Raw genomic sequence first — 24,211 nt, forward strand, 5'->3', positions numbered from 1 at the left:
GTCAGTCAACCTTTCCAGGCGCGTCCAGCGAAATCCCGTACACCTCACGGGTTCCGCCGAGCGGTACGAGCGTCACGGTCATCTCGATGCCGGGTTCGAATCGCACCGCGGTGCCGGCGGCGATGTCGAGTCGACGGCCACGCGCGGCTGCTCTGTCGAAATCGAGCGCCGAATTGGCTTGGGGGAAGTGCACGTGACTCCCGACCTGGACGGGTCGATCACCCGAGTTCACGACGGTCAAGGTCACGGGGTCGGCTCCTGCGTTGAGCTCGATGGTTCCCGGTGCGGCGATCACCTCGCCGGGGATCACCGCGGGATTGTTGTCGGACATGGCACCTCTCGTTCTGGCAGCCGCGCGGGTGTCGCCGACACGCCGAGACACGGCATCACGAACTCGGAAAACGTTGTAGCCGTGCGCTTCTGCGATGCGCTGCGCTGTCGCATCGCCGTGCTCTTCAGCGTCGCGTGCGCGCGGTGGTTCATCAGGATCACCCGATCGGATGATGCACGGTGACGAGCTTCGTCCCGTCCGGGAAAGTCGCCTCCACCTGAACGTCGTGCAGCATCTCGGGCACACCGTCCATCACGTCGTCGCGAGCGAGTACCTCACGCCCCGATGCCATGAGTTCGGCGACGCTGCGTCCGTCCCGTGCACCCTCGAGCACGTGATCGGTGATCAACGCGACGGCCTCGGGGTGATTCAGCTTCACGCCCCTGCCCTGCCTGCGCCGGGCCAGTTCCGCTGCGTAGGAGATGAGCAACCGTTCTTGTTCATGTGGCGACAGCCGCACCTGAACCCCTCTTCACGACGATGCGGGGTCGACACACCCCACTGCTGGTGTGGTCATACTGCCACGCGCGCTGCGCGGCGGCGCGTCGAAGCGCCGTCACTCGTCGACTAGTGCACCGCCGGTGGCGCGCAACTGCGCGAGGCGGGTCAGGGTGCACTGCGGAGCGATCGCCGTGACCTCGTCCTCGGTGAACGCGCCTGCCGCCAACCCCCGGCCGACGACCAGCGCCAACGACATTGCGGTGGCCGGCTCGTCGACGACGTCGCCGCCACGTCGCTCGAAATAGCTCTGCAATCGCGCCACCGCCGTCGGCATCGCCGACCGGTAGAACCCGGTCACCGCGGCCCAGCGAGTGATCAGATGCCCCGGATGCATATCCCATCCCTGGTAGTAGCCCCGCTCGAGCGAACGCAGCACCAGCGAATGGTGGCGCCGCAACGCGGCCGCGACCTGGGCGTCGTTGCCGGTCGGCATGACCTGCGTCGAGCCGTCACTGAGCCAGACGCCGGTCTGCGCGGCCGCGGCCTGCATGACGTTCTTGGCGTGATCTGCGACCGGGTGCGCGAGGGATTGCTGAGCCGAGACGACTCCGCATGCTGCGCTGTAGTCGTAGGTGCCGTAGTGCAGCGCGCTCAGCCGCGGGGCGCCTCGATGCACCGCCTCGGCAACCGTTGCACGACCGTCCTGGCCGAGGATCGCCTGCGGAATCTCGATCTGCAGTTCGTACCGCAACGACCCGACCGGAACCCCGTGTACGCGCTCGAACTCGGCACACAGCAGGTTCACGGCATCGACCTGCCGCACGTCGCGCAGCTTCGGCACGGTGAACACGAAACCGTCGGGAATCCCACCCGCGGCGTCGAGGACCAGTTCGAGCGTGCGCAGACCGCGGTTGCGCTCGACGACCCCGAGCCCCTTGGCCCGCACACCCGCGGACCGAGGTGCGTGGGGGCGTTGCTGAGTCCAGGCGGCGAGCACCTCACCGGCCCGACGCGCGTCGGCATCTTCGGTGGCGTCCGGACGCCACCCGTAACCGTCTTCGAGGTCGATCCGGAGGTCCTCGATCGGGTTGGTGCGTAACCGCTCGAGCACGATCGCGACCACGTCGTCGTCGGCGAGTTCACCTAGGACACCCGACGAGGCGTCGGCGATCCGAAGCGCCTCGTCGCCCCACGACCGCGGCGTCTGTTCGTCTACATCCGCAGCGCTCACGTACACCGTGTGCACCGGCTGCGGCTCGGCCCGGTCGCCGGGGTATTGGGCCGCGAGGTCGTCGTCGACGGGCGCGAGGATCTCTTCGACCGAGCGCCGGACGTCGGCGCCCAACGTATGCCGCGACGTCACGCGCCCGCGGGCAGGTCGATGTTCTGCAGACGTACCTGCGACGTGGCCAGGAGGCGACCCGCGTCGTCGGACATCTCGACACGCCATAGCTGCTGCCGGCGTCCACGATGAATCGGCGACGACGTGGCGGTGACGACGCCACTGCTGACAGAACGGAGGAAGTCGGTGTTGTTGTTGACGCCGACCGCGGTCTGACCCGGCCCCTGCTTGGACAGCCACACGAAGCCACTGGTGCTGGCAACGCTTTCGGCGACTGCGCAGTAGATGCCGCCGTGCACGATGCCGAACGGCTGGTGATGTCGAGAATCGATCTCCAAAGTCGCGGTGACCGCGCCGTCGTCGTCGATGTCGGTGATCTGCAGGCCGAGCAGGGCGTCGAGACCCTTACCCGCGAACTTCGTGAAATCGTCCGTGTCGTCAACAGTCATGCGAACAAGAGTGTCACGACTCACGCGGCCGAGCATCGCTGGCCCTGTGCCGCTCCCCGGGAACCAGTAAGCCCCACATCCCGTTGGGGATGTGGGGCTTACCGCGACGTGGACCGGGGGTCTCTGCAGCCCTCAGGACTCTCGCGCGGTCCGACGTTGTGATTAACGTAGGCTAGCCTTACCAACATTGTCAAGGCACCCCGCGGGACGAGTTGGCCCCGGCGTCGAGCATGAAGAGGAAACGGCAGTAAAATGCGAAAGATGAACGGATTGGGCGACTTGGAGCGTGCGGTGATGGACTCCCTCTGGGAGAGTCCGACACCCCAGACTGTTCGCCAGGTCCACGCGGACCTGTCCCGGGATCGCTCCCTCGCCTACACCACGGTGATGACCGTGCTGCAGCGTCTGGCGAAGAAGAACCTGGTCACGCAGATCCGCGAGGACCGAGCCCACAAGTACGTCCCCACCCATCCACGCGAAGACCTCGTGGCGTCGCTGATGGTCGATGCGCTCAGCGAAGCGCACGCCCCCGGCTCTCGGCACGCGGCCCTCGTGAGCTTCGTCGGTCGAGTAGGCGCCGACGAAGCCGCAGCGCTTCGTCGTGCGCTCGATGAACTCGAAGCAGCCCGCGGAGCTCAAGAGACCGGCTAGATTCGCTTCAGTACCGTTGATTTACTCGCGTTCGTTCTATGTATTTACCTGCACGACTGATTCACCCTGCTACTGATTTACCCCGCGACTGATTCTCCTGCTACTGCTTGACCTGCAACTGCTCCACCCTGTTACTGATCGACCCTGTTACTGATCGACCCTGTTACTGATCGACCCAGCACCACAGCCCACCGCTAGGACAGCACTCGATGACCGCACTGCTCTTCGGCATCATGACGCTGGTTTTCGTCGGCCCTGCCCCTGAGGCGTTGTCGCGAGCCCAGTGGCCGATCCGTGCACCCCGAGCAGCTATGACGCTCTGGCAAGCGATCGCACTCGCTGCCGTGCTGTCGGCGTTCAGTTGCGGTCTGGCAATCGCGGCCAATCTGCTCTCCCCCGGCCCAGACGGCACGCCGACGACGCACCCGCTGCGAGAGATCGAACGGGTCGGACTTCCGCTGTGGATTGCCTACGTCGGAGTCTTCGCGCTGACACTGCTCATCGGCGCCCGTTTGATCTTCACCATCGTTCGCGTCGGCGTACGCACCCGTGCGCGACGGGCGACACATCGCCAACTCATCGACATCCTCGACCGCTGCGACCGTTCCGATCAGTCGCATCCGCTGTTCGGTCGCGATATCCGAATGATCGATGTCGAGCAGCCGCTCGCGTACTGCCTGCCCGGTATTCGCCAGCGCGTCGTGCTCAGCGAGGGCGTCGTGGCGCGACTTTCCCGGGACGAACTCATCGCCGTCATCGCGCACGAACGTGCGCACCTCCGAGCGCGCCACGACCTCGTCCTCGAGGCGTTCATTGCGCTTCATGAAGCGTTCCCTCGCTTCGTGCGCAGTTCCTCGGCGCTCGGGTCCGTCGAGCTTCTCGTCGAGGCCCTCGCCGACGACCAGGCCGTTCGGGCGACCGCGCCGACGACACTCGGGCGTGCGCTGGTGGCCTGCGCCGACGCCGTCGCTCCACGCGGCGCGATGGCCGTCGGCGGCCCGACAACCCTGACCCGCGTTCATCGACTCCGCCACGATCGCGCGCCGATCTGGTTGGTCACAGTGGCATATTCAGGGGCGATCGCGATCTTGGTGGTACCGACGCTCGCCGTCGCGATCCCGTGGCTGACCGAACTGAGCAGGCTCGTCTCGGCTCACTGATGCTCTCGCCGGCCGCGCCCACGTGGGACACAGTCGACCTCTGCGGTTGCGACACTTCGGACGCCACAGAACACAGGACGCCTTCGAGGCAATAGGCTATTGGCATGACCAACTCCGCCACATCGTCCGCGTCGTCGAAGGCCCAGATCGGAGTCACCGGGCTAGCAGTCATGGGCTCCAACATCGCCCGCAATTTCGCCCACCACGGATACACGGTGGCACTCCACAATCGCTCGATCGCCAAGACCGACGCTCTCCTCGATGAACACGGCAGCGAGGGCAACTTCATCCGTACCGAGACGATGCAGGAGTTCGTCGACGCGTTGGAGAAGCCACGTCGCGTGCTGATCATGGTCAAGGCCGGCGACCCCACCGATGCGGTCATCGGTGAGCTGGCCGACGTGATGGAGAAGGGCGACATCATCATCGATGGCGGCAACTCCCTCTACACCGACACAATCCGTCGCGAAGCGGCGATGGCCGAACGCGGCCTGAACTTCATCGGCGCGGGCATCTCCGGCGGCGAGGAAGGTGCACTCAACGGTCCGTCGATCATGCCCGGCGGCCCCGCGGTGTCCTACGAATCGGTCGGCCCGATGCTGGAGAAGATCTCCGCGCACGTCGACGGTGAGCCCTGTTGCACTCACATCGGCCCCGACGGCAGCGGCCACTTCGTGAAGATGGTCCACAACGGCATCGAGTACGCCGACATGCAGCTCATCGGCGAGGCGTACGACCTGATGCGCCGAGGCCTCGGCATGGAGCCCGCCGAGATCGCCGACGTCTTCGCTGAGTGGAACAAGGGTGAGCTCGAGAGCTACCTGGTCGAGATCACCGCGCAGGTGCTGGCCCAGGTCGACGCGGAGACCGGGAAACCACTGGTCGACGTCGTCGTCGACCAGGCAGGCCAGAAGGGTACGGGCCGATGGACGGTGAAGGCCGCACTCGATCTCGGCATCCCGGTGACCGGAATCGCCGAGGCGGTGTTCGCCCGAGCGCTGTCGAGCGCCTCCGACCAGCGCTCTGCGGCAACGTCGCTGGCGTCGGGAACACTGGCAGAACCGCCCAAGGACAAAGATCAGTTCATCGAGGACATCCGCCGCGCGCTCTATGCATCCAAGATGGTCGCGTACGCGCAGGGGTTCGACGAGATCAGCGCGGGCAGCCAGGAGTACGACTGGAACGTCAACCCCGGCGCGCTTGCCACGATTTGGCGCGGGGGCTGCATCATCCGCGCCAAGTTCCTGAACCGAATCCGCGACGCATACGCCGACAACAAAGATCTGCCGAGCCTGCTGCTCGCGCCCTACTTCACCGACGCCGTGGAGTCGTCACTCGACAGTTGGCGCCGAGTCGTGTCGTCGGCGACGCTGATGGGAGTGCCCGTACCGGCATTCGCCTCGTCGATCTCCTACTACGACGGATTGCGTAGCGAGCGGCTGCCTGCCGCCCTGACGCAGGGCCTGCGCGACTACTTCGGCGCCCACACCTACAAGCGCATCGACAAGCCCGGAACGTTCCACACACTCTGGGGCCAGGATCGCACCGAGGTGCAGACAGACTGAACGCAGCGGAGCTGTCGCGGGTTCTGGTCATCTCTCCGCATCTCGACGATGCGGTGTATTCGGCCGGCGCAGCGCTGTCGGCGATGGACGACGTCGTTGTCGTGACCATGTTGGCCGGGCGGCCCGATCCGCCTCAGCACACGGAATGGGATCGCTCGACCGGCTTCGCGTCTTCGACCGAAGCACTCGACATCCGCCGAGCAGAGGACGAGAAGGCCGTCGCGACGATCGGTGGTCGCGCGGTACATCTCGATTTCCTCGACCAGCAGTACGGTGGCGCCGACCTCGAGGCGCTGAGCGGTGCGGTATCCGAACTGGTGGAAACCCACCGACCACAGGTGGTTATCGGACCGCTCGGTGTCAGGCATGCCGATCACTTGCTCGTACGTAACGCGGTTCTTGCGGCACGGGTGCCGGTTCCCCTGTGGATGTACGCGGATCTGCCGTACTGCAATTACAGCCGCAGCGACGAGATGGCCAGTCGCGACGTGTTGCGTTGGCGGGGATGCGTGCTCGACGAGGTGCATCCGGCCGCCGGGTCGATGGATCTCAAACGCGCGGCCGTCGAGTGCTACCCCACCCAGAACACGCAGTTCGACATGAACAAAATCGTTGCACCCGAACGTTTTTGGGCTGTCACCCGCGACCTCTGACAGTCACCGGAAGCGCACCAGGCACGTCCACCGCCGGGGCGGACGCCGGATGCGGCAGAGTCCGGCGACGACCATGCCGTCGGCGACTGACCTGGTCCCGATCTCACTGAATGCTGGACTCGGGCACGGCGGCCGGCGTCGCTGCGTACACAACTGCGACGCCAGCGGGACGCCGCGACAATTATTGTCGCGGCCTCGCGCTGACGACCAGATTGTGTACGTACCCCCGCCGTGCTCCCACGAGGGCTACCCCACCCGAGAACACGCAGTTCGACATCGACAAAATCGTTGCGTCCGAACGTTTTTGGGCTGTCACCCGCGACCTCTGACAGTCACCGGAAGCGCACCAGACACGTCCACCGCCGTGGCGGACGCCGGATACGGCACAGTCCGGCGCCGAACATGCCGTCGACGACTGAGCCCGACCCGATCTCACTGAATGCTCAACCAGGTCACGGCCGCACCAAGCCGATGCGTACACACAAGCCGATGCGTACTCAACTGCGACGTCAGCGGGACGCCGCGACAATAATTGTCGCGGCCTCGCGCTGACGACCGGATTGTGTACGTACCCCCGGCAGCGCTCCTACAAGTGCGCGCGTTCTTGGCGGTCACCGGGTGCGCAGCACTCGCGCGTACGCCGATGGCGACGCCGCCATGCCGACCGCGAACGCCGCGGAGCGCAACTGGCCGCTGGCGACCAGCGGGACCACGTCGGCAAGCGACGACCGCCGGCGCGACTCCGCGATCAGAGAACGGACTACCTCGGGGTCGCCGGAGTTGGCCTGCGCGGCGCGCATCGCCATGTGCGCGGCGGGTATGAGCACCTCCCGATATCGAAACGCGCGGGCGAGCGAGCGGTTCCGACTCCCCTCCAGCCAGCTCGATCCCCACCCCGATGGCGTGTTGCGCTCGCGAAGCTCCGGAGCAAGTCGGGCCACTTCGTCGCCCATCGCGAAGACATCGGCCGTGTGCGTGCACGTGACCTGAGACGTCGACTCGGGATGCTGCCGATACCAGAGCAGCGGCTCGTCGACGAGGGCGACGCGGTCGGCGCGCAGAGCGATGCGCAACGTTGCGGCCATGTCCTCGTAGGCCCTGCGTTCGTCCCAGGGCGCGTCGCCGAGCACCGCACGCCGGAACAAACGTGCGGGTGGATAGGCCTTCACCTTGCCCCGCATGAGCATGCGAGCGAATTCGTTGCCGCCGACAGCCCCCTGACGTGGTTGTCGCGGTTCGGCAACTCCGAGAGCAGCGCCGACCGGATCGACGAACACCGTTCGGCACGAGGCGAAGTCGGCATCTTCGCGGACCAGCGCGTCGAGCATGCGGGCGGCGAACGTGGGGTCGGCGAGGTCGTCGCTGTCGAAGAACCAGATCACGTCACCGGTTGCGGCACGCAGGCCCGCGTTTCGCGCATAGCCCGCTCCGTGATTGCGGTCGAGTTCGACGACACGGTGTTCGACATCAGCGGACGTGAGGATGCGTGTCGCCATCCCGATCGATCCGTCGTCGCCGCGGTCGTCGACCAGGACCACTTCGTCGACGGGCCGGGTTTGGCTCAAGATCGCGCGCAGGCACGGCTCGATGTACTGCGCACTTCGATACACGGGAATGACGACCGACAGGCGCGTCGGTTCGGGCGTCGGCGCCACCTTGCCCACGTCACTCCTCGTACTCAGTCACTTCACAGCGGTTTGCCAGCAAAGTTAGCCTAGCCTTGCCCGCAAGAAAAGACTCCGATCGTCCGACGCGCCGAATGGCAACAACCGGCGATCGCAGTCGAGTCCTCGCCGGGTACAGTGTGCGTACGTGCGCTTTCTCTCGGGACACTCGCCCGCTTACGACCTCACCTACGACGATGTCTTCGTCGTTCCGTCACGCAGTGACGTGATCTCCCGCTTCGACGTCGACCTCGCGTCTTCTGACGGCTCCGGCACGACCATCCCCGTCGTCGTCGCGAACATGACCGCTGTCGCCGGAAAGCGGATGGCCGAGACCGTCGCCCGCCGCGGCGGGTTGGTCGTGTTGCCGCAGGACCTGCCGATTCCGGCCGTGGAGTCGAGCATCGCGTTCGTGAAGTCGCGCGACCTGGTCGCCGACACACCGGTCACGCTCGAACTCGACGATTCGGTCAGCGACGCGCTCGCACTGATCACCAAGCGTGCGCACGGCATCGTCGTGGTCGTCGACGGTGACGGACGACCCGTGGGCACCGTGGACGAGGCGGCATGCACCGACGTCGACCGCTTCACCCGCCTCGGCGACGTCCTCGACCGCGGGTTCGTGTCGGTGGCCGCCGGAACGGACGTCCGGGAGGTGTTCGAGATCCTCGACGCCGCGCACCAGCACGCCGCGATCATGCTCGATGACGACGGACGTCTCACCGGCGTGGTCACCCGAACGGGCGCGCTGCGCAGCGGCATCTACCGTCCCGCCGTCGACAACGAGAACCGCCTCCGCATCGCGACGGCCGTCGGCATCAACGGTGACGTCGTCGGCAAGGCAAAGGCACTTGTGGCCGCGGGTTCGGACCTGCTGGTCATCGACACGGCACACGGCCACCAGGAGAAGATGCTCTCGGCGCTCGAAGCCGTCGCAACAGCCGACCTCGGCGTCCCGTTGGCCGCCGGAAACGTCGTGTCGGCCGCGGGCACGCGCGACCTGATCAACGCCGGTGCCGACATCGTGAAGGTCGGCGTCGGGCCGGGCGCGATGTGCACGACTCGGATGATGACGGGAGTCGGACGGCCGCAGTTCTCCGCGGTCGCCGAATGTTCAACCACCGCAGCAGAACTCGGCAAGCATGTGTGGGCCGACGGAGGTGTCCGCCATCCGCGCGACGTCGCGCTGGCGATTGCCGCGGGCGCGTCGAACGTCATGATCGGGTCGTGGTTCGCGGGAACCTACGAGTCGCCCGGCGACCTCAAGCGCGACGCGTCGGGCGCGCTCTACAAGGAGAGCTTCGGGATGGCGTCCAAGCGCGCTGTGGCAGCACGCACCTCTGCCGATAGTGCTTTCGACCAGGCCCGCAAGGCGCTGTTCGAGGAGGGCATCTCCAGTTCACGGATCAAACTCGACGCCGAGCGCCCGAGCGTCGAAGACCTCATCGACCACATCTGTTCCGGTGTGCGCAGCACGGCCACCTACACCGGCGCGCGATCGCTCGGCGAACTACGCGAGCGCGTGGTTCTCGGAGTGCAGTCGCCCGCAGGCTTCGCCGAGGGCAAACCGCTACCGACAGGTTGGTGAGCCCTCGCCACCGACGCCGCACCTAGAATGGTCTGCGTTGCCCACGGAGTGCACCGACTCCGTGGCGCTGTTCCCAGCCACTCGGTGCGTCATGGAGGGATCGCCTGTGCCACAGGCACCGGACGCTCTGTCTCGCCACGAAGGTGACACGTGCAGGCGCTGATCATCGTCGCCAGCCTGATCGGCTTCATAGCGCTGACACTTGGTACCGCGATCTTCGTCGCAGCCGAGTTCTCCCTCACGGCGCTCGAACGGTCAGCTGTCGAATCCGAGGTCGCCACGCGTGGCGACCGTCGTTCACGCATTGTGCAACGCGCGCACAAGACGCTGTCGTTCCAGCTCTCCGGCGCACAGCTCGGTATCACGATCACCACGCTGATCACCGGTTACATCGCCGAACCGGTGCTCGCGCAGATCCTCGGTCCCGCGTTCCGCGCGATGGGAGTGAGCGAATCGGTCGCGTCGGTCCTCTCACTCGTATTCGCGCTGCTCATCGCGACGTCACTGTCGATGGTGCTCGGCGAGCTGGTACCCAAGAACATCGCGATCGCACGCCCGATGGCGGTGGCACGTGCCACCGCCGCACCTCTCGCCTACTTTTCGCTGGCGTTCCGCTGGGTCATCCGCGGTCTCAACGGTGCCGCGAACTGGATCGTGCGTCGGATGGGTATCGAGCCTGCCGAGGAACTGCGGTCGGCACGATCGCCGTCGGAGTTCGGTTCGCTCGTGCGCAACTCGGCCAAGCAGGGGTCGATCGACCCGGAGACGGCGATGCTGGTCGATCGCTCACTCAAGTTCGGTGAACTCACCGCCGAGGATCTGATGACGCCGCGGGTCACGGTCGAATATCTCGACCGCGACGACACGATTCGTGACCTCGTGATGGCGACGTCGCGCACCGGACACTCGCGCTTCCCGATCGTCAACGACGGCGATCTCGACGACATGATCGGGGTCGTCCACATCAAACAGGCGTTCACCGTCGCACCGGAAGAACAACTCTCGACGACCCTCTCGTCGATTGCGCGCTCGGTGCCCACCGTCCCGACCACCCTCGACGGCGACGCGTTGATGGAGCAGATCCGTGCCGACGGCATGGAGGTCTGCGTCGTGATCGACGAGTACGGCGGCACGGCCGGCATCGTGACCACCGAGGACCTGATCGAAGAGATCCTCGGCGACGTCACCGACGAGCACGACGACGAGCGCGCCGACGTCCAGGTCGACGCGAACGGATACCTGCTCTCAGGGCTGCTCCGCACCGACGAGGTCGCCGACGCCACCGGCTACCGCGCTCCCGATGGTCCCTACGACACGCTCGGCGGGCTGGTGATGAACGAACTCGGTCGCATCCCGGCAGCAGGCGATTCCGTCGACCTCCCGGTGGTGGTGACCCTGCGCGACGATGACGAAGACGAATCCGACGAGGAGTTCGACACGACCCCGTGGAACGCGACTGTCGTCGCGATGGATGGCCGACGCGTCGACGTCGTACGGCTGACCCCGATCACACCAGACGACGCAACGTCCGACAGTCCGGGAGCTCGCGATGAGTGACGCATGGGCAATCGTCCTCACCGTCGTGTTGCTCGCGGGCAACGCGTTCTTCGTCGGCGCCGAATTCTCCCTCATATCGGCACGTCGCGACCGACTTGAAGCGCTCGCCGAGAGTGGAAAATCGCGGGCCCGCACCGTGATCCGAGCAGGCGAGCATCTCTCACTCATGCTCGCGGGCGCCCAGCTGGGCATCACGATCTGTTCGATCCTGCTCGGTCGGGTCGGCGAGCCTGCGGTCGCACATATCCTCGAGCGTCCCCTCGACGCCGCTCACGTCCCCGAATCGCTGCTGCACCCGATCTCGTTCGCCGTGGCCCTCGGACTCGTCGCGGTGCTCCACATCCTGCTCGGCGAGATGGTGCCCAAGAACATCGCTCTCGCCGGTCCGGAACGCTCAGCCATGCTGCTCGTCCCCGTTCACCTCGGCTTCATCAAGATCGTCCGCCCGCTCATCGCGTTCTACAACTGGTTGGCGAACATCACGCTTCGCGCATTGCGTATCGAACCCAAGGACGAACTCGACTCGACGGTCTCCCCCGTCGAACTCGCCCAGATGCTCGGTGAGTCCCGCGAGGAAGGCCTGATCGACGCCGAGGAACACGAGCGCCTGACCCGCGCACTGCGCTCGGTCGCACGCACGGTGTCGGAGGTGATGATCCCGCTCGATCGCATGCGCAGCGTCGACGTCGAGGTCGATCCGGTGACCGGTGGCGTCGGACCGACCCTCGGGTCGGTCGAGCGGGCCGTCAGCGACACCGGTTTCTCCCGATTCCCGGTGCGCGGCCTCGACGGCACCTTCACGGGCTACCTGCACCTGAAGGACGTGCTCGACGACATCCTCGACGACAACGTCGGCCAGGAGACGATCATCGGCGTCGACAAGATCCGTCCACTTCCGGTGATCGGCATCGACACCCCACTCGACGACGCGACGCGTGCCCTACGCCGCACCAGCTCGCACCTCGGTGCGGTGGTCAACGACTCGGGACGCACCGTCGGCATCGTGGCGCTCGCCGACCTCGTGGAGGAATTCGTCGGCACCGTCCGCGACGAAACGCATCGGGTGTGACGATGCCGTCCGCAGCACCCGGCCAACCCATCGAGCTCTCAAACGCTGTCCTATCCCCCGCCACCTGGCAGGCGCGCCGCGCCGAGCACGAGTCGCGCGTCGAAGATCTCGTCGGGCCATACCTGCGTTCGAGGGCGCAGGGCGAGAAGCACCCCGTCCTCGACTTCTTGTTCACCTACTACTCGGCACGCCCGTCGCACATACGCCGATGGCACCCGGGGTACGGCGTCCTGCTGGCGGCGCCGGGGACAGCGGGCGGCCGCGACCTCGCGCGTGTCCTCGACGAACTGTCGACGCTGCGGGGCTACGCCCGAACCCGCGACGGAGGCGTGACCGTCGACCCCGCGTTCCTGGATGAACGTCGCGGTGCGCTTCTCGCCACCTGCGCACTGCTCGACGCCACTGCATCCCGCCCCGCACGCCTGGGATGCTTCGGTCTGCACGAGTGGGCGATGGTCTATCGCACCGACGCTCCCCGACATTCCGTCCCGCTGCGGCTCGGACCCGCGGCCACCGAAACCGTCGTCGAATCGATGCCGTTGCGGTGCACACACTTCGACGCCTTTCGTTTCTTCACCGACGCTGCTCGTCCACGCAATGAGTCGACGTTGACGCGGCGCACACAGATCGACCACGAACAACCCGGCTGTCTGCACGCGACCATGGATCTGTATCGCGCATGCATCACTCTGGCGCCACTCATTCCCGCGGAGTTGACGCTGGACGCGTTCGAGCTCGCTCTCACCGCCCGTGAGCTCGACATGCGGGCGAGTCCCTACGATCTGCGCGACCTCGGATATCTGCCCGTCGAGATCGAGACGGCTGCGGGACGCGCCGAGTATGTCCGCGAGCAGTCGGCCATCGCCGATCGTGGCGCCGAGCTGCGGGGCACGCTGCGTTCTCACCTCGGCGTGCTGCTCGACGCCTGCTGACGACGCGATTTACCTCGCGGGTAACATGGAGCGCGTTCACGATCGCCCCTGTTGTCCCGATGAGGGCTGATGACGTGCGCGGATTCGACACCGAAGCCGCAACGCCACCGGCTTCCGGGCCACCGGAGAAGGAAGGCTCTTATGTCGGACCAGACCCCTGCCGTTGACTCCACCGCCCGCACGAATGTGGAGGGCCTTCAGGTCGCCACCGTCCTCTACGACTTCATCAACAACGAGGCGCTTCCGGGCTCGGGTGTCGACAAGGACACCTTCTGGAAGGGCGCCGCTGCCGTCATCAACGACCTCGCACCCCGCAACCGTGAACTGCTCGCGGTGCGTGACGACCTGCAGAGCAAGATCGACGCGTGGCACCGCGACCACAAGGGCGTCGACTTCTCCGACCCCGCGGTGTTCGGCGAGTACAAGCAGTTCCTCACCGAGGTCGGCTACCTCGCCGAGGTGCCCGCCGACTTCCAGATCGGCACCACAAACGTCGACCGCGAGATCTCCGAGACGGCCGGACCTCAGCTCGTCGTGCCGATCCTCAACGCGCGATTCGCACTGAACGCGTCCAACGCACGCTGGGGCTCGCTCTACGACGCCCTGTACGGCACCGACGTCATCAGCGACGAGGGCGGCGCCGAGAAGGGCAAGGGCTACAACAAGGTTCGCGGCGACAAGGTCATCGCGTACGCAAAGAGCTTCCTGGACAAGGCTGTTCCGCTCGAACAGTGCAGCTACACCGACGTCACCAAGATCGCCGTGGTCGACGGCGCGGTCCAGGTGACGCTCGCCGACGGCACGACGTCGACCCTCGCCGATCCCTCAGCGTTCGCGGGCTACACCGGCGACGCGGCGTCCCCCGCGTCGGTCCTGTTGCGCCACAACGGCTTGTACCTCGACATCGAGATCGACCCGTCGTCGCCGATCGGGCAGACCGATCCGGCAGGCATCAAGGACGTCGTGATGGAGTCGGCGATCACCACGATCATGGACTTCGAGGACTCGGTCGCCGCAGTCGACGCCGACGACAAGGTCCTCGGCTACCGCAACTGGCTCGGACTCAACAAGGGCGACCTGTCCGAAGAGGTCAGCAAGGGCGGCAAGACGTTCACCCGCGTGCTCAACCCCAACCGGACCTACACCGCGCCCGACGGCACGGGCTTCGACCTGCACGGTCGTTCGCTGCTGTTCGTGCGCAATGTCGGCCACCTCATGACCAACCCCGCTGTTCTCGACGCCGAGGGCAACGAGGTGCCCGAGGGCATCCTCGACGCTCTGGTCACCTCGCTCGCGGGCATTCACGGATTGAGCGAGGACGGTCTGCAGAACTCGCGCACGGGTTCGATCTACATCGTCAAGCCCAAGATGCACGGACCCGACGAGGCCGCGTTCACCGTTGAGTTGTTCGGTCGTGTGGAGAAGGTTCTCGGCCTGCCGGAGAACACCCTCAAGGTCGGCATCATGGACGAGGAGCGCCGCACCTCGGTGAACCTCAAGGCCTCGATCAAGGCCGCAGAAGACCGTGTGGTGTTCATCAACACCGGCTTCCTCGACCGCACCGGCGACGAGATCCACACCTCCATGGAGGCGGGTGCGATGATCCGCAAGGGCGAGATGAAGAAGGCCAAGTGGATGGTCACCTACGAGGACTCCAACGTCGACATCGGTCTGCACGCCGGTCTCCAGCACAAGGCGCAGATCGGTAAGGGCATGTGGGCCATGACCGACCTGATGGCCGACATGGTCGAGCAGAAGATCGCACAGCCCGAGGCCGGCGCGAGCACCGCGTGGGTGCCCTCACCCACCGGCGCGACACTGCACGCGATGCACTACCACCTCGTCGATGTGTTCGAGCGCCAGGACGAGATCGCCAAGCGCGACCCGGCATCGGTCGACGACATCCTGACCATTCCGCTGGCACCGAAGACCGACTGGTCCGACGCGGAGAAGAAGGAAGAACTCGACAACAACTGCCAGTCGATCCTGGGCTACGTGGTGCGCTGGATCGACCACGGCGTCGGCTGTTCCAAGGTTCCCGACATCCACGACGTCGCGCTCATGGAAGACCGCGCAACGCTGCGCATCTCCAGCCAGCTGCTCGCCAACTGGATTCATCACGGGATCGTCACCGCCGACGACGTCGTCGCTGCGCTCGAGCGGATGGCCCCGGTGGTCGATCGGCAAAACGCTGACGATCCGACCTATTCGCCGATGGCTCCGGATTTCGACACGAATATCGCATTCCAGGCCGCCAAGGAACTTATCCTCGAGGGAGCGAAGCAGCCGAGCGGCTACACCGAGCCGATCCTGCATCGCAAGCGCCGCGAGTACAAGGCTGCCGCGGCCAAGGCGTGAACACGCGTGAGGTCCCGGACGGACGCCCTTTCTGTCCGGGACCTCGCACGCGACAACGGAGGCGGTAGTGGCGCATCATCGGGTAACCGGTGGCGGAAGCGGAATCAGGCAGCGGGGGATCAGCCGCGGGCTGGTGTTCGTATTACTCGCTCTCGTGCTGATAGCCGCCGTGATCGTGGCATGGCAGCAACTCGGCGACCACCTCGACAAGCAGGCTGATTCTGCCGCTGCCTCGTGCATCGAGGGGCCCGCGACGGTCGACGTCGTAGCCGACGCCGACGTCGCTCCGGCACTGATCGCGATCGCTCGCGAGTTCGGTGCGAGCAAACCCGTCGTCCGCGACCACTGCATCACCGTCGCCGTGCGTGCGGGCGACGCGAAGACCACCCTGGACGGGCTGGCCGGAAATTGGGACGCCGCGTCGATGGGCGCGTTTCCCGCCGCGTGGATTCCGCAGTCGTCGGTATGGGCCGCAGAGTTGGCTCAGGCGAAACCGTCGGCACTCGAGGGCACACCGACGTCGTTGGTGACCTCACCGGTGGTTCTTGCGACGTCAGCAGAACTGGGCAGCAAGATCGACGGCAAGATCGACTGGGGCCAGGTCCCGACGCTGCAGCAACGCGACGACAGCCTCCGCGACTTCGACATCACGGGCTGGGGTTCGCTGCGCATGGCGATGCCGCTCGGCGCGCAGTCCGACGCGTCCTCGCTCGCCGCACAGGCGGTAGCCATGCGCGTCATGCGCACCACCGGGCCACTGACCAACGACGACGCCTCATCCGATCGCGTCGCGTCGAGCGTCGGTGCGATGCTCGACGGCGCGCCCCAATCACCCGACGGCAGCCCTGTCGGCGCGGCGACGGTCATGCGCGACGCGACCGACGCGAAAACCTCGCCCATCCACGCTGTTCCGATCACCGAGCAGCAGCTCTACAAACTCACCCGCGAGGATGCGACGGCCCGACTCGCCGAGATCGTGCCGAGCGGCCCGACACCCTTTGCCGATTTCCCGATCATCCGGCTCGCCGGTGATCAGGTCTCGCCCGTGTCGAGCGCCGCGATCGCCGACTTCTTCCGCTTCGCCCAGGACCAGAAGCACCTGTCGTTACTGACGTCGCAGGGATTCCGCGGCAACGCACCACTTCCGCCCGCGACCAAGACCGTCGGATTCCCGATCACCAAGGAGCCGATGCCGCAGCCCGAGAACTCGGCCATCGTGACGATCAACAAACTCGTCTACGGACGCGACTTCGGCCCCTCCGCCTGAACCAAGGCGGTCAGTCCGCGAACGCCTCGATCGGCGGGCACGAGCAGACGAGGTTGCGGTCTCCGTAGGTGCCGTCGATACGTCGCACCGCCGGGAAGACCTTGGCGCGCGCACCCGCGGACGGCAATCCCTGGGGATAAACCGCTTCTTCGCGTGAGTACGCGTGATCCCACTCGGCGACAAGGCATTCCGCGGTGTGCGGTGCTCCGCGCAGCGGGTTGTCGTCGACCGTCCAGGTGCCGTCGCCCACCTTGTCGATCTCGGCACGAATGGCGATCATCGCGTCGCAGAAGGCGTCGATCTCGTCGAGATTCTCACTCTCGGTCGGCTCGACCATCAGGGTGCCCGCCACCGGGAAGCTCATCGTCGGCGCATGGAACCCGTAGTCGGCCAATCGCTTTGCGACGTCGTCGACGGTCACGCCGGTTTCCTTCGTCAGCCCGCGGAGATCCAGGATGCACTCGTGCGCGACCCATCCACCGTCGCCGGTGTAGAGCACCGGGTAGTGATCACCGAGGCGTCGGGCGATGTAGTTTGCCGACGCAATCGCGGTCAGGGTGGCGCGACGCAGCCCCTCGGCGCCCATCATGGCGATGTAGGCGTAGGTGATCGGCAGGATCGACGCCGAGCCGTACGGCGCCGCCGAAATAGTTGCCGCACCCGGCAGTTCGTCGGCCAGGGGATGTCCGGGCAGGAACGGTGCCAGGTGTGAGCGCACCGCGATCGGCCCGACGCCCGGACCACCGCCACCGTGCGGAATGCAGAAGGTCTTGTGCAGATTCAGGTGACTGACATCGCCGCCGAACCGACCCGGCCGCGCAACACCCACCAGCGCGTTGAGGTTTGCGCCGTCGATGTAGACCTGACCGCCTGCATCGTGGACTGCCGCGCAGATGTCGCGGATGTCGTGCTCGAACACACCGTGGGTCGACGGGTAGGTGATCATGATCGCGGCCAGCGACTCGCCATGAGCGTCGATCTTGGCGCGCAGGTCATCAACGTCGACATCACCGTTCTCGCGGCATGCGACGACCACGACGCGCATGCCCGCCATCACCGCGGATGCCGCGTTGGTGCCGTGCGCGCTCGACGGGATCAAGCAGATGTCACGAGCGGCGTCGTCCCGGCTGAGGTGATACTGGCGAATCGCGAGCAGGCCGGCGAACTCACCCTGCGAACCTGCGTTCGGCTGAAGGCTCACGCTGTCGTAGCCGGTGATCGTCACCAGCCACTGTTCGAGGTTGGCGATCAGTTCTCGAATGCCTGCGCCGTCGCTGCCCGGCGCGAAGGGGTGCAGCCGGGTGAATTCGGGCCAGGTGATGGGTTCCATCTCGGTGGTGGCATTGAGCTTCATGGTGCATGACCCGAGTGGAATCATGCTGCGGTCGAGCGCGATGTCCTTGTCCGACAGGGCGCGAAGGTAGCGCAACATCGACGTCTCGGTGCGGTACCTGTTGAATGCCGGATGCGTCAGGAACTCGCTTGTCCGAGTCTCGATCGACTGCGCGAAGCCGCGGGGCATCACACCTGCCACCTCGAACACCTCCAGCACCCCGTCGATGTCTGCGGCCGAGGTGGTCTCGTCGCACGCGATCGACACCGTGTCGGCATCCACCCTGCGCAGGTTGATTCCGGCGCGGTGGGCATCGGCGACGATCGCGTCTGCACGACCGTCCACGCGGACCTGCACAGTGTCGAAGAAGGTCGCGTGTTCGACGCTGAATCCGGCAGCGCTCAGACTGTCGGCGAGCGTCACGGCATGTGCGTGTACCCGACGTGCGATGGCGCGCAAGCCTTCTGGTCCGTGGTACGCGGCATACATCGCGGCCACGATAGCCAGCAGCACCTGCGCGGTGCAGATGTTGCTTGTCGCCTTCTCGCGGCGGATGTGCTGCTCACGCGTCTGCAGCGCCAACCGGTAGGCGAGGTTGTCGTCGGCGTCCTTGGAGACACCGACGAGACGCCCGGGCAGCTGACGAGAAAGCTTGGCGCGCACCGACAAGTAACCTGCGTGCGGTCCACCGAAGCCCATCGGAACGCCGAATCGCTGGGTGGTCCCGAAACACACATCGGCACCCTGCTCTCCGGGCGGCGTGATGAGGGTCAGTGCGAGGAGATCAGCCCCGACCGTGACCAGTGCACCGGCCTCGTGCGCGGCGTCGATGATCGGCGCGACGTCGAGGATTCGACCCGACGCTCCCGGCGTCTGGAGGATGACACCGAAATAGTCGCCGTCGGGCAGCCCACATCCCGGCAGCCCCGGATTCAGCGTCGCCTCGACGACCTCGATACCGAGCGGCAGTGCGCGGGTGTCGATGACAGCCCTGGTCTGCGGGAAGAGATCGGAGTCGACGACGAGCCGATTCGACTTCGACTTTCCGGCGCGCCGCATAAGTGTCATGGCTTCGGCGGCGGCGGTGGCCTCGTCGAGCATCGACGCGTTCGCCACCTCCATGGCCGTGAGGTCGGAGACCATCGTCTGGAAGTTCAGCAGCGCCTCGAGCCTGCCCTGGCTGATCTCCGGCTGGTACGGCGTGTACGCGGTGTACCAGGCCGGATTCTCGACGACGTTGCGCAGGATGACGCCGGGCGTGATGGTGTCGTAGTAGCCGAGACCGATCATCGACCGGTTGACGGTGTTCTTCGATGCCAGCGCCGACAGACGCTCGAGCGCCTCCTGCTCGGTCAGCGGGGCGTCGAGTGCCGACAGCCCGTTGTCCGACGGATCGTCGAGGATCAGTGACGGCACGACCCGCCGAGCGAGGTCGTCGAGTGACTCGACGCCGAGGAGCGCGAGGATTCTGGCGGTCTCATCCGCGTCCGGCCCGACGTGGCGGTCGACGAAGGCAGCAGACGTGAACTCGGAGCCGCGGATCTCAGGGGTCGAGGCATCGACGGATGTCATGGGGTGGAACCTCTCGCGCGCACCGGTCGTACCGGCGGGTCGGCCCTCCCCCTCTGTCATGCCGCGGGGCGGCGCCTGAGAGATTCAGTCATCGTGTCAGCGATGACACGAGAACCTTTCACCGTGGGCGGGTAACGGCTTGGCCGTCACCACTTTCCAGAGACGCCGTCGACAGTACGGTCCGGGTGCCTGAGAGTTTGACGAGGAGGTGTTGCTCCTTCGGCGGCCATTCGAGATGACGCTCTCCCGTACTGCAGCGACGCGTTGTTCAGTCTACCCGTACGCTCATCCGGTTCGGCGAGTGCGGTTCTTGCGACGCGCTGCGAGTTCGTCTTCGGGGGCCGACTCGGTGACTCCACCGTCGGCTCGTTCGCCGGGGAAATCGGCGATGGCGCCGGTCAGCTCGCGCATGGCACCGTTGACCGCGATGCCGAACACGCCCTGTCCGCCCTGCAGGAGGTCGACGACCTCTTCGGCAGATGTGCACTCGTAGACGGTGGTGCCGTCGGAGAACAGGGTGATCCCGGCAAGATCTTCGACGCCGCGCTGGCGCAGGTGATCGACGGCGACGCGGATGTTCTGCAACGAGATACCGGTGTCGAGCAGACGCTTGACGATCTTGAGGACCAGGATGTCCTTGAAGGAATAGAGGCGCTGACTGCCCGAGCCCGCCGCACCGCGGATGGACGGCACGACGAGTGACGTGCGTGCCCAGTAGTCGAGTTGTCGGTAGGTGATTCCGGCGATCTGGCACGCGCTCGGCACCCGGTAGCCGACGAGTTCGTCGGGAACGGTGTCGTTGGGGAAGAGTCCCGGCGCAATGTCGTCGAGGCTGCCCTGGGTAGCCCTGCGACGCGGGGTCGGGTCGTCCGACGGGTGCTCGGCTTCCACGCCGACGCTGCCGTCGGTCGTCGTCTCGCTGTCTGACGGCTGACCATCTTCACCGTCGAACGGCATATCGCCCACTGCAGACTCCCTCGCCACGCTCGGATCGGACCGGTGCGGACCTGCAACCACGATACGCCGCCGAACCCGATCTGCTCTCCACCATCGGGTGTGTCCCCGACGATCACGTGCGTGACCGTATGTCGCGGCGATGCACCGAATCAATGCGACGCGCCCTAAGACTCAACCTCAACTTGAGATCGAGACAAACGGTGATCTCCGGGATATGGAACCGTGACGTGTCGCTGCAGCGCCGTACAGAAAGCTACGAAACCATCCGCCGAGTCAGGCTCCGCCGCTGGCCTTGAAGTCGTCGGGCGAAACGTTGTCGAGAAATTCGCGGAACTTCTCCACCTCGTCCTCTTTCGCCTCGGGACCGTCTTCGGATTCCTCGTCGGGAATCAACAGGCCCGCCTCGGCAAGGACTTCCTCGTCGGCGATGATCGGCACCTCGGCGCGCATCGCGACCGCGATCGAATCCGACGGACGCGCCGACACCCGCACATCGCCGGAGAAGACCATCTCGGCGTAGAAGGTGCCCTCCTGCATGTCGACGATGCGCACCTCGACGAGTGTCTGCCCGAACTCTTCGATGAGGTTCACGATCAGGTCATGGGTGAGCGGCCGGGGCGGCTCGATCCCTTTTTGGCGCAACGCGATCGACGCCGCCTCGCTCTGCCCGATCCAGATGGGCAGGTAGCGCTCGCCGTCTACTTCACGCAGAAGCAGAACCGGCTGACTCTGCGGCGGCTCGACTCGAATGCCCACCACACGCATCTCGCTCATCTCGCACCTCCCGAGCCGTCAATGATTGCCATCGACGCTACACCGACTGGACCCGCAGCGGCGTCGTGGCGAGATACACAGCACCGGCGCGCCGTGTCGCAATCGTCGAGAAGGACGTCAATCGAGCACGCCGCGCACGGCCTGCTTGACAAGTTGCGTGTGCAGGGTCACCGAGAGTGCGGCGATTTCGCGGATGAGTTCCTCGGCACGGTCACGGGCACCGGTGCCCTTGCCCTTCGCGATCGGGTTGGCGATCTGCGCGACGAGTCCTGCCTCACGATCCGCGGACACCTTGAACGCGCGCAGATGTCTGGTCTCCACGCCGTAGTTGGCGAGGGCCGCTGCGGCTTCGACGAGCCGTACCGCGTCCTCGTCGAAGAATCCTGCAGGTCCGGATGTCAGTAGACCGTTGCGCTGGAGTTCGGTCACGAACGCCGAATCGACTCCGGTTCGCTCGATGAGAGTCTCGCGGGAGACGCGACCACCACGCGCCGAGAAGTCGGTGGCCGGTGCGACGACGCTGCGCGCCGTCGACAGTGCAGGTGTGCCACCTGCGCCGAATCCCCCGTCGCCGTGGTCGATGGCGTCGAGTTGCTCTTTGATGACCTTGAGCGGCAGGTAGCGATCGCGCTGTGCCGTGAGCACGAAACGCAGGCGCTCACAGTCGGACTGACTGAATCGCCGGTAGCCCGACGGCGCGCGTTCGGGCGTGACAAGCCCTTCGGCTTCGAGGAAACGAATCTTTGAGATCGTCACATCGGGAAAGTCCTCGCGCAGCAGCGCGAGGACCGACCCGATGGACATCGATCCCCCGCCGCGCGCGTCCGCAGTCGAGGCCGGCACGGTGTCAGGCGCCGGAACCGTCGCGCGGACCACTCAGGAAGACCAACCGGAACTTTCCGATCTGGACCTCGTCACCATTGCTGAGAGCCGCGCTGTCGACGGGCTCGCGATTGACGTAGGTGCCGTTGAGGCTGCCGACGTCGACAACCTGGAACTCGTTGTCTCCCAACCGGAATTCGGCATGTCGACGGCTCACCGTGACGTCGTCGAGGAAGATGTCGCTGTCGGGGTGCCGCCCCGCCGATGTGGTCGGCTGGTCGAGCAGGAAGCGAGAACCGGCGTTCGGGCCACGCTTCACGACGAGCAATGCGGTACCGGGCGACAACCGCTCGACACCCGTGTCGGCCGGCTCGCTCGAGGTCGCCGCGCCCGCGTCGAGTTCATTGATGAACTCTTCGCGAAACACCGATGTGGTTTCCACCGGCGCCTCGTAGCCGTTGTCGTTATCGCTCACCGCTTCTCCTTCGTCCTCATCCGTTCGTCACCTTGAGTGCACTCACCGTCGGCGTCCGCGCTCACGCGCTGCGAGGTCTCGCACCAGGCCACCCGACGCCGCAGATGCGACGTCGATTTCCGTTGGCTAAACCGTACCGCCTGTGCCGAACGCAACCACGTGCGACTCGGCCACGACAACGACGATCATACTTTCCCATACCCCGGGAATGGTCAGCCTTCGATCACGGCCCGGTAGCCATCAGCATCGAGCATGTCGGCCAGTTGCGCGTCGAGGACCGATGCGTCGTCGAGGCTGATCTCGACGAGCCAACCGGAGTCGTAGGGCTCCGAGTTGACCAGGTCGGGCGACGAGTCGAGTTCGTCGTTGACCTTCGAGATCGTCCCGTTGAGCGGCCCGAAGATATCCGAGACGCTCTTGGTCGATTCGACCTCGGCAAACGACTCGCCCACCTCGACCTCACTGTCGATCTCCGGGAGCTGCACGAACACGACGTCGCCGAGCTGTCCCTGCGCGTAGTCGGTGATCCCCACTCGGACCGTGGTCGGACCGACCTTGCGCACCCACTCGTGTTCGGGGGTGTAGCTCAGTTCAGCCGGCACATTGGTATCGGTCACGTCGACCCCTTTCTAGTCCACCGAGACTTTAGGCCATGTCCCTGCCGGTCGGCACGCCAGCACGCGGCATCTTCGTTACCACTGCAATCGTCTGCGCCCAGTACAGCAGGAATGACCACACGTACAGCGCGACGCCCCAGATCAGGAACGCCCAACCGATCGGATAACAGATCGTGCCGATCACCGAATCCAATTGTCCCGCAAGCAACCACGGGAACGCACTCATCAACGCGAATGTCGCTGCCTTGCCGATGTAGAGCACCGGTAAAGCCAGCAGTCCCCGACTGCGCAGCAGCGGACCGGACGCGAACAGCAGCACGTCACGCGCCACGATGATGCCGATGATCCACCACGGGATGATCCCCCTGATCGCAAAGGCGACCGGAATGATCACGATGTAGAGCCGGTCGGCCAGCGGATCGAGCAGTTCACCGAGCCGCGACGACTGATTGAGCAGGCGAGCCAGCTTGCCGTCGGCCCAGTCGGTGAAGCCCGACAACATGAGTACCCAGAACGCCCAGGCATCGGCCTCGACGTCGAGCAACAGCCACAGGAACACCGGGATGAGCGCCAGACGCAGCACGCTCAGCACGTTCGGAACCGTGACAATCCGCGACATCGAGCCCACGGACTC

Annotated in this window: 22 protein-coding genes and 1 riboswitch; of the genes, 10 read left to right on the forward strand and 12 right to left on the reverse strand. The window is 65.8% G+C overall.

Going from position 1 to position 24,211, the window contains the following annotated elements:
• Position 1 precedes the first annotated feature (1 nt).
• The 4 genes from RND64_RS11975 to RND64_RS11990 all read right to left on the reverse strand — a co-directional run bounded on the left by RND64_RS11975 (position 2) and on the right by RND64_RS11990 (position 2,563).
• The gene (locus tag RND64_RS11975; RefSeq protein ID WP_005206832.1) at positions 2 to 331 is read right to left on the reverse strand and encodes an urease subunit beta; all 330 of its coding nucleotides are present in this window, start codon (positions 329 to 331) and stop codon (positions 2 to 4) included.
• Positions 332 to 488: 157 nt separating this feature from the next.
• Complete coding sequence (locus tag RND64_RS11980) at positions 489 to 791, reverse strand: urease subunit gamma (RefSeq protein WP_005206833.1); 303 nt, start codon at positions 789 to 791, stop codon at positions 489 to 491.
• 96 nt (positions 792 to 887) lie between these two features.
• A complete protein-coding gene (locus tag RND64_RS11985) occupies positions 888 to 2,135 on the reverse strand; it encodes a DUF6986 family protein (RefSeq protein WP_049700678.1) in 1,248 nt (415 codons plus the stop codon).
• A complete protein-coding gene (locus RND64_RS11990; protein ID WP_049700679.1) occupies positions 2,132 to 2,563 on the reverse strand; it encodes a PaaI family thioesterase in 432 nt (143 codons plus the stop codon). The genes RND64_RS11985 and RND64_RS11990 overlap by 4 nt, the downstream gene beginning before the upstream one ends.
• Before the next feature lie 252 nt (positions 2,564 to 2,815).
• Between RND64_RS11990 and RND64_RS11995 the strand changes: the two genes are divergently transcribed.
• The 4 genes from RND64_RS11995 (at position 2,816) to RND64_RS12010 (ending at position 6,592) form a co-directional block, all read left to right on the forward strand.
• Positions 2,816 to 3,214, forward strand: a complete 399-nt coding sequence (locus RND64_RS11995) for a BlaI/MecI/CopY family transcriptional regulator (protein ID WP_049700680.1) — start codon at positions 2,816 to 2,818, stop codon at positions 3,212 to 3,214.
• A 209-nt stretch (positions 3,215 to 3,423) separates the two neighbouring features.
• Positions 3,424 to 4,374: a M56 family metallopeptidase gene (locus RND64_RS12000; RefSeq protein WP_049700681.1), complete on the forward strand. Its 951-nt coding sequence runs from the start codon at positions 3,424 to 3,426 to the stop codon at positions 4,372 to 4,374.
• A 104-nt stretch (positions 4,375 to 4,478) separates the two neighbouring features.
• Complete coding sequence (gene gndA, locus RND64_RS12005; RefSeq protein WP_049700682.1) at positions 4,479 to 5,939, forward strand: NADP-dependent phosphogluconate dehydrogenase; 1,461 nt, start codon at positions 4,479 to 4,481, stop codon at positions 5,937 to 5,939.
• A 29-nt stretch (positions 5,940 to 5,968) separates the two neighbouring features.
• A complete protein-coding gene (locus RND64_RS12010) occupies positions 5,969 to 6,592 on the forward strand; it encodes a PIG-L deacetylase family protein (protein ID WP_268760691.1) in 624 nt (207 codons plus the stop codon).
• Positions 6,593 to 7,203: 611 nt separating this feature from the next.
• Here RND64_RS12010 and RND64_RS12015 read toward each other — a convergent pair.
• Positions 7,204 to 8,256 carry a glycosyltransferase family 2 protein gene (locus RND64_RS12015; protein WP_049700684.1) on the reverse strand — a complete coding sequence of 351 codons (1,053 nt, stop codon included), beginning with the start codon at positions 8,254 to 8,256 and terminating at the stop codon, positions 7,204 to 7,206.
• A 148-nt stretch (positions 8,257 to 8,404) separates the two neighbouring features.
• Between RND64_RS12015 and RND64_RS12020 the strand changes: the two genes are divergently transcribed.
• From RND64_RS12020 to RND64_RS12045, 6 genes are all read left to right on the forward strand, one after another.
• Positions 8,405 to 9,844: a GuaB1 family IMP dehydrogenase-related protein gene (locus RND64_RS12020; protein WP_049700685.1), complete on the forward strand. Its 1,440-nt coding sequence runs from the start codon at positions 8,405 to 8,407 to the stop codon at positions 9,842 to 9,844.
• Between the two features lie 150 nt (positions 9,845 to 9,994).
• On the forward strand, positions 9,995 to 11,401 hold the full coding sequence (locus RND64_RS12025; RefSeq protein WP_049700686.1) for a hemolysin family protein: 1,407 nt from the start codon (positions 9,995 to 9,997) through the stop codon (positions 11,399 to 11,401).
• Complete coding sequence (locus tag RND64_RS12030; RefSeq protein WP_049700687.1) at positions 11,394 to 12,470, forward strand: hemolysin family protein; 1,077 nt, start codon at positions 11,394 to 11,396, stop codon at positions 12,468 to 12,470. The genes RND64_RS12025 and RND64_RS12030 overlap by 8 nt, the downstream gene beginning before the upstream one ends.
• Before the next feature lie 2 nt (positions 12,471 to 12,472).
• Entirely contained in the window at positions 12,473 to 13,402 is a 930-nt protein-coding gene (locus tag RND64_RS12035) for a 3-methyladenine DNA glycosylase (RefSeq protein WP_331436049.1), read from the forward strand.
• Between the two features lie 141 nt (positions 13,403 to 13,543).
• Positions 13,544 to 15,760, forward strand: coding sequence for a malate synthase G (locus RND64_RS12040; RefSeq protein ID WP_005206862.1), 2,217 nt, complete (start codon positions 13,544 to 13,546; stop codon positions 15,758 to 15,760).
• Positions 15,761 to 15,827: 67 nt separating this feature from the next.
• Positions 15,828 to 17,027, forward strand: coding sequence for a substrate-binding domain-containing protein (locus tag RND64_RS12045; RefSeq protein ID WP_005206864.1), 1,200 nt, complete (start codon positions 15,828 to 15,830; stop codon positions 17,025 to 17,027).
• A 10-nt stretch (positions 17,028 to 17,037) separates the two neighbouring features.
• Here RND64_RS12045 and gcvP read toward each other — a convergent pair whose 3' ends face one another.
• From gcvP to RND64_RS12080, 7 genes are all read right to left on the reverse strand, one after another.
• Positions 17,038 to 19,932 (reverse strand): aminomethyl-transferring glycine dehydrogenase, encoded by a 2,895-nt coding sequence (gcvP, locus tag RND64_RS12050; RefSeq protein WP_064865210.1) that lies wholly within the window; start codon positions 19,930 to 19,932, stop codon positions 17,038 to 17,040.
• A 167-nt stretch (positions 19,933 to 20,099) separates the two neighbouring features.
• A riboswitch (glycine riboswitch) is annotated at positions 20,100 to 20,191 on the reverse strand.
• A gap of 26 nt (positions 20,192 to 20,217) precedes the next feature.
• Entirely contained in the window at positions 20,218 to 20,898 is a 681-nt protein-coding gene (locus RND64_RS12055) for a MerR family transcriptional regulator (RefSeq protein ID WP_005206866.1), read from the reverse strand.
• 264 nt (positions 20,899 to 21,162) lie between these two features.
• Positions 21,163 to 21,663 (reverse strand): bifunctional nuclease family protein, encoded by a 501-nt coding sequence (locus tag RND64_RS12060; RefSeq protein WP_005206867.1) that lies wholly within the window; start codon positions 21,661 to 21,663, stop codon positions 21,163 to 21,165.
• 117 nt (positions 21,664 to 21,780) lie between these two features.
• Entirely contained in the window at positions 21,781 to 22,467 is a 687-nt protein-coding gene (ftsR, locus tag RND64_RS12065; RefSeq protein WP_064865221.1) for a transcriptional regulator FtsR, read from the reverse strand.
• A 43-nt stretch (positions 22,468 to 22,510) separates the two neighbouring features.
• Positions 22,511 to 22,960 (reverse strand): glycogen accumulation regulator GarA, encoded by a 450-nt coding sequence (garA, locus tag RND64_RS12070; RefSeq protein WP_005206869.1) that lies wholly within the window; start codon positions 22,958 to 22,960, stop codon positions 22,511 to 22,513.
• 212 nt (positions 22,961 to 23,172) lie between these two features.
• Positions 23,173 to 23,577 carry a glycine cleavage system protein GcvH gene (gene gcvH / locus RND64_RS12075; RefSeq protein ID WP_005206871.1) on the reverse strand — a complete coding sequence of 135 codons (405 nt, stop codon included), beginning with the start codon at positions 23,575 to 23,577 and terminating at the stop codon, positions 23,173 to 23,175.
• A gap of 28 nt (positions 23,578 to 23,605) precedes the next feature.
• On the reverse strand, positions 23,606 to 24,196 hold the full coding sequence (locus RND64_RS12080) for a CDP-alcohol phosphatidyltransferase family protein (protein ID WP_064865224.1): 591 nt from the start codon (positions 24,194 to 24,196) through the stop codon (positions 23,606 to 23,608).
• Positions 24,197 to 24,211: the final 15 nt, after the last annotated feature.

The organism is Gordonia sp. w5E2 (assembly GCF_036540975.1).
Classification (GTDB): Bacteria; Actinomycetota; Actinomycetes; order Mycobacteriales; family Mycobacteriaceae; genus Gordonia; species Gordonia jacobaea.

Coding starts and splice junctions, on each gene's coding strand:
- RND64_RS11975 (WP_005206832.1), bottom strand. CDS start 331: ATGTCCGACAACAATCCCGCGGTGATCCCCGGCGAGGTGATCGCCGCA.
- RND64_RS11990 (WP_049700679.1), bottom strand. CDS start 2,563: ATGACTGTTGACGACACGGACGATTTCACGAAGTTCGCGGGTAAGGGT.
- RND64_RS11995 (WP_049700680.1), top strand. CDS start 2,816: ATGCGAAAGATGAACGGATTGGGCGACTTGGAGCGTGCGGTGATGGAC.
- RND64_RS12000 (WP_049700681.1), top strand. CDS start 3,424: ATGACCGCACTGCTCTTCGGCATCATGACGCTGGTTTTCGTCGGCCCT.
- gndA (WP_049700682.1), top strand. CDS start 4,479: ATGACCAACTCCGCCACATCGTCCGCGTCGTCGAAGGCCCAGATCGGA.
- RND64_RS12030 (WP_049700687.1), top strand. CDS start 11,394: ATGAGTGACGCATGGGCAATCGTCCTCACCGTCGTGTTGCTCGCGGGC.
- RND64_RS12035 (WP_331436049.1), top strand. CDS start 12,473: ATGCCGTCCGCAGCACCCGGCCAACCCATCGAGCTCTCAAACGCTGTC.
- RND64_RS12040 (WP_005206862.1), top strand. CDS start 13,544: ATGTCGGACCAGACCCCTGCCGTTGACTCCACCGCCCGCACGAATGTG.
- gcvP (WP_064865210.1), bottom strand. CDS start 19,932: ATGACATCCGTCGATGCCTCGACCCCTGAGATCCGCGGCTCCGAGTTC.
- RND64_RS12060 (WP_005206867.1), bottom strand. CDS start 21,663: ATGAGCGAGATGCGTGTGGTGGGCATTCGAGTCGAGCCGCCGCAGAGT.
- ftsR (WP_064865221.1), bottom strand. CDS start 22,467: ATGTCCATCGGGTCGGTCCTCGCGCTGCTGCGCGAGGACTTTCCCGAT.
- RND64_RS12080 (WP_064865224.1), bottom strand. CDS start 24,196: ATGTCGCGGATTGTCACGGTTCCGAACGTGCTGAGCGTGCTGCGTCTG.